Below are 4,461 nucleotides of genomic sequence, written 5' to 3' on the forward strand. Positions count from 1 at the left end.
CGGCTTCGGCTTCGGCTTCGGCTTCGGCTTCGGCTTCGGCTTCGGCTTCGGCTTCGGCTTCGGCTTCGGCTTCGGCTTCGGCTTCGGCTTCGGCTTCGGCTTCGGCTTCGGAAGGGCTTTGTTCAACCCGATCTTCCGGGTCAAGCGTGTAGGCGTCAGTCTTGGCGTCGACCGCTTCGGGCACCTCCTCGACCTTGGGGTCGTCGGCCGGTTTCTGGTCTGTGTCTTTCTTGGCAGCCACCGTCACTTCCCCCTGTCGATTCCCATAAAACCTGACGCGCAGACGCGTCCAAGTTAATCCGCGCCCATCGCACCCTCAAGCCGGATCGCGTATTTAACGAGTTTTTTCACGGCTTTCCGCATTTTCTTGGGGGTCGGGCGTTTGGCAATCCGCAAACGGGCAATCGCCAAGTTTTCAAGGGGCTCGGCGGTCGGTCCGCTCATCGCAGCGACCAAAAGCGGTGCCGGTCCGGGCCAAAGTTCGGCAAATTGTCGCGCGGTCCGCGGCGAGAACAAGGGCGCAATCACCGGGGCCGAACCAGCCGCAGCCGCCTGGGCCTCGGGCGTCAAAGGCAGCAGCTGCTGGCGATAGACCGGCTGTTCCCGCACGGTCAGCCCCAGTTCGGTCAGCCGGGCCGCGATGTTTCCCCGGCTGTGTTCGCCGCGCAGATGCAGCAGCGGGCTGTCCGGGCGCTCTTTGAGCAGTTTGGCCACCAGCTCCTCGGCGGTTTCGCCGGCCATCCGGGCCTCCCACCCCGCCTGGCGGGCCGTTTCGGTGGTGGCCGGCCCCACGCAATAGGCGGGCAGATCCCGGCGCACATCCTGCGCCGCGGCGGCCGCCACGCCATTGGCCGAGGTGAAGATCAGTCCCCGGATTCCGGTCGTGTCCACCGCCTGTTCCATCGGTCGGATATCCAGCAGCGGGGAATAGATCACCTGAACCCGCGACCGCAAACGTTCGGGCAGCTGCGCCACGAACCTTTCCGAGGCGGCGCGGGGGCGGGACATCAACAGGTACACGGGCGGGCGTTCGGGCCTTGAGGATTGTTTGCTGCGGCGCGGGGTGATACCCCGCGACCAGATCATGATGCAATGGTTCAGGCCGATGGTGCAAACACTTACCGTTCTGGGATTGGAAAGCAGCTGCGACGACACGGCGGCGGCCGTGGTGCGGCAGACCGAGGGCGAACCGGTGCAGGTTCTGTCTTCGGTAGTGCATGGCCAGACGGACCTGCACAGTGCCTTTGGCGGCGTGGTGCCCGAGATCGCGGCGCGCGCGCATGCCGAAAAGCTGGATGTCTGCGTGCAGCAGGCGTTGGAGCAGGCGGGCCTGACTCTGCAGGATATAGACGCCGTGGCCGTGACCGCCGGGCCGGGACTGATCGGCGGGGTCATGTCCGGCGTGATGTGCGCCAAGGGGATCAGCGCGGCCACCGGTCTGCCGCTGATCGGCGTCAACCACCTGGCCGGCCACGCGCTGACCCCGCGCCTGACGGACGGGATCGCCTTTCCCTACCTGATGCTGCTGGTATCCGGGGGGCACTGCCAATACCTGATCGCCCACGGCCCCGAGCGGTTTACCCGGCTGGGCGGCACCATCGACGACGCCCCGGGCGAGGCCTTCGACAAGACCGCGCGCCTGTTGGGCCTGCCCCAGCCCGGTGGCCCCTCGGTCGAGGCCGAGGCCCGCAACGGGGACCCCAAGCGCTTTCGCTTTCCGCGGCCGCTGCTGGATCGGCCCGGATGCGATCTGTCCTTTTCCGGGCTCAAGACCGCCTTGATGCGAATGCGTGACCAGATCGTGGCCGAAAAGGGCGGGCTGACGCGTCAGGACCGCGCCGATCTGTGCGCCGGGTTCCAGCAGGCGGTTGTGGATACGCTGGCCGAAAAGACCCGCCGCGCCATCGCCCTGTATCTTGAAACCAACCCGGCCGAGCCGGTCATCACCGTGGCCGGGGGCGTTGCGGCCAACACAGCCATTCGGTCTGCGTTAGAGTCTGTTTCCGCGGATGTCGGCGCGCGGTTTACCGCCCCGCCGCTGCACCTTTGCACCGACAATGCGGCGATGATCGCCTATGCCGGGTTGGAACGGTTCCGGCTGGGCGCGCGTGACGGGCTGGACCTGACCGCCCGGCCCCGCTGGCCGCTGGATCAAACCAGCCCGGCCATGCTGGGCGGCGGGCGCAAGGGGGCCAAGGCATGAACGTTTCGGTCCTTGGGTCGGGCGCCTTTGGCACCGCGCTGGCGATCTCGTTGGCGGGCAAGGGTCCGGTCACCTTGTGGGCCCGGTCGCCCGAACAGGCGCAGACGATGCAGACGACCCGCCGCAATGATGCCCGACTGCCGGGTGTCACCCTGCCCGACGCCATCACCGTGACCGACGACAGCACCCTGGCCTGTCAAAGCGACGTGTTGTTGCTGGCCGTGCCCATGCAAAAGCTGCGCGATGTCCTGTCAGACCATGCGGCGGACCTGCAGGGTCGCACCCTTGTGGCCTGCTGCAAGGGTATCGAACTGTCCACCGGCCTCGGTCCGATTGCCGTGATCGAACAGGTGCTGCCCAATGCCCGCACCGCCCTGCTGACCGGGCCCAGCTTTGCCGATGACATTGCCCGCGGGTTGCCGACGGCGCTGACACTGGCCTGCGCCGACGTGGATTTGGGCACCCGGCTGCAACAGGCCCTGACCACCGCCAACCTGCGGCTCTACCGAACCACCGACGTGACCGGGGCCGAACTGGGCGGCGCACTGAAGAACGTGATGGCCATCGCCTGCGGAGCCTGCATCGGCGCGGGTCTGGGGGACAGCGCCCGCGCGGCCCTGATGACCCGCGGCTTTGCCGAGATGCAGCGCTTTGCCGCGACGCGCGGCGCCCGGCCCGAGACCCTGATGGGCCTGTCGGGTCTGGGCGATCTGGTCCTGACCTGCTCGTCCGACCTGTCGCGCAACTTCCGGTTCGGCCTGTCGCTGGGCCGCAACGAGACCTTTGACGCCGCGACCACCGTCGAAGGCGTGGCCACGGCAAATGCCATGGCCGCCATCGCCGCGACCGAGGCGCTGGACATGCCCATATGCCAGACGGTGGCGCAGCTCAGCCGTGGCGCCTACAGTGTTGCCGAGGCTTTGCAATCCCTGCTCAATCGCCCACTCAAGGAGGAATGACATGCTTATCGCCCTGATCGCCCGGGACAAGGACGGCGCCCTGCAGACCCGTCTGGACAACCGCGCCGCGCACCTGGCCTATATCGAAGAAACCGGCGTGGTCGCACAAGCCGGGCCGTTGCTGAACGGCGATGCCATGATCGGGTCGCTGGTCATCCTGGATGTCGAGGACCTGGCCGCCGCACAGGCCTGGGCCGACAACGACCCCTATGCCAAGGCCGGTCTGTTCACATCGGTCGAACTGATCCCGTGGAAGAAGGTCATCGGTTGATGGCGTATTGGCTGTTCAAATCCGAACCCTCGACCTGGAGCTGGGACCAGCAGGGCGCCAAGGGCGACGCGGGCGAAGAATGGGACGGGGTGCGCAACTATCAGGCCCGCAATTTCATGCGGCAGATGAAGCTGGGCGACCAGGGGTTTTTCTACCATTCGCAGAAGGACAAGGCGATCGTCGGCATCGTCGAGATCTGCGCCGAAGCCCATCCCGACAGCACCACCGACGACGACCGGTGGGATTGCGTGGACATCAAGGCGGTGCGCCCCTTCGCCAAACCGGTCACGCTGGACCAGATCAAGGCCGATCCGCGACTGAACGACATGGTGTTGGTGAAAAACTCGCGCCTGTCGGTGCAGCCCGTCTCAGATGCTGAATGGGCGGTGATCTGCGAACTGGGCCAGACCCAGGCGGATTGAGAAAAAAGGGAAGGCCCTGACGATGCAGAACCTTCCCTACCCCGCGTGCTCCCTACTCACCACACGCAAAGAAATCTCTGGTTCTGACCGTCCTGGTCACGGGTTGAACGTACCCCAGAACACGGCGGTTTTTCAAACATGAAATCAATAGATTATGATTCAAATGCAAAACGCCCGCCGAACCAGTCGGGCGGGCGTTTCCGAATGTCGCGGCGGGATCAGCCGTAGACCGACTCTTTGCCGAAATGCTTGGTCAGCATGTAGTAGATGACCGCGCGGTATTTGTTGCGTTCGGACTTGCCGTAGGTTTCGATGACCTTGTTGATCGCTTCCATCAGCTCGGGGCCATCCGACAGGCCCAGTTTCTTGATCAGGAAGTTGTTCTTGACCGTTTCCAACTCGCTTTCCTGGCTGGCGGCCACGGTTGCGGCATCCGCGTCATAGATCGACGGCCCGCAACCGATCGTCACCTTGGTCAGCAGGTCCATGTCGGGGTCCATCCCGCACTTGTTCTTCAGATCATCCGCGTATTTGGCGATCAACTCGTCACGTTTTCCCATTGTCCTCTCCTGTGTGGGTTGGGGTCCGGCCTTTGCGGCGCTGGCT

6 protein-coding genes and 1 pseudogene are annotated in these 4,461 nt (G+C 65.1%); 4 read left to right on the forward strand and 3 right to left on the reverse strand.

Annotated elements, in window-relative coordinates; translation table 11 throughout:
* Positions 1 to 241 (reverse strand): annotated as a pseudogene (locus AC2FM5_RS19270) (hypothetical protein); the annotation flags it as partial.
* Positions 242 to 294: 53 nt separating this feature from the next.
* Positions 295 to 1,086 (reverse strand): uroporphyrinogen-III synthase, encoded by a 792-nt coding sequence (locus AC2FM5_RS19275; RefSeq protein WP_496737565.1) that lies wholly within the window; start codon positions 1,084 to 1,086, stop codon positions 295 to 297.
* A gap of 19 nt (positions 1,087 to 1,105) precedes the next feature.
* Here AC2FM5_RS19275 and tsaD point away from each other — a divergent pair, with 19 nt between their 5' ends.
* The 4 genes from tsaD to AC2FM5_RS19295 are packed head-to-tail and all read left to right on the forward strand — an operon-like array spanning position 1,106 to position 3,855.
* Positions 1,106 to 2,203 carry a tRNA (adenosine(37)-N6)-threonylcarbamoyltransferase complex transferase subunit TsaD gene (tsaD, locus tag AC2FM5_RS19280; protein WP_496737573.1) on the forward strand — a complete coding sequence of 366 codons (1,098 nt, stop codon included), beginning with the start codon at positions 1,106 to 1,108 and terminating at the stop codon, positions 2,201 to 2,203.
* On the forward strand, positions 2,200 to 3,162 hold the full coding sequence (locus AC2FM5_RS19285; protein ID WP_496737567.1) for an NAD(P)H-dependent glycerol-3-phosphate dehydrogenase: 963 nt from the start codon (positions 2,200 to 2,202) through the stop codon (positions 3,160 to 3,162). Before tsaD ends, AC2FM5_RS19285 begins: the two co-directional genes overlap by 4 nt.
* Position 3,163: 1 nt before the next feature.
* Positions 3,164 to 3,433 carry a YciI family protein gene (locus AC2FM5_RS19290; RefSeq protein WP_170361052.1) on the forward strand — a complete coding sequence of 90 codons (270 nt, stop codon included), beginning with the start codon at positions 3,164 to 3,166 and terminating at the stop codon, positions 3,431 to 3,433.
* Positions 3,433 to 3,855, forward strand: a complete 423-nt coding sequence (locus AC2FM5_RS19295; protein WP_496737570.1) for an EVE domain-containing protein — start codon at positions 3,433 to 3,435, stop codon at positions 3,853 to 3,855. The genes AC2FM5_RS19290 and AC2FM5_RS19295 overlap by 1 nt, the downstream gene beginning before the upstream one ends.
* A gap of 218 nt (positions 3,856 to 4,073) precedes the next feature.
* On the opposite strand, the gene AC2FM5_RS19300 is transcribed toward AC2FM5_RS19295, so the two are convergent.
* Complete coding sequence (locus AC2FM5_RS19300) at positions 4,074 to 4,415, reverse strand: DUF2853 family protein (RefSeq protein WP_490362077.1); 342 nt, start codon at positions 4,413 to 4,415, stop codon at positions 4,074 to 4,076.
* Positions 4,416 to 4,461: the final 46 nt, after the last annotated feature.

The organism is Ruegeria sp. BHSA162 (genome assembly GCF_059613385.1).

What these genes read in the sequence shown, in the direction of transcription:
- AC2FM5_RS19275 (WP_496737565.1), bottom strand. Translation starts at nt 1,086, where the DNA reads ATGATCTGGTCGCGGGGTATCACCCCGCGCCGCAGCAAACAATCCTCA.
- tsaD (WP_496737573.1), top strand. Translation starts at nt 1,106, where the DNA reads ATGGTGCAAACACTTACCGTTCTGGGATTGGAAAGCAGCTGCGACGAC.
- AC2FM5_RS19285 (WP_496737567.1), top strand. Translation starts at nt 2,200, where the DNA reads ATGAACGTTTCGGTCCTTGGGTCGGGCGCCTTTGGCACCGCGCTGGCG.
- AC2FM5_RS19290 (WP_170361052.1), top strand. Translation starts at nt 3,164, where the DNA reads ATGCTTATCGCCCTGATCGCCCGGGACAAGGACGGCGCCCTGCAGACC.
- AC2FM5_RS19295 (WP_496737570.1), top strand. Translation starts at nt 3,433, where the DNA reads ATGGCGTATTGGCTGTTCAAATCCGAACCCTCGACCTGGAGCTGGGAC.
- AC2FM5_RS19300 (WP_490362077.1), bottom strand. Translation starts at nt 4,415, where the DNA reads ATGGGAAAACGTGACGAGTTGATCGCCAAATACGCGGATGATCTGAAG.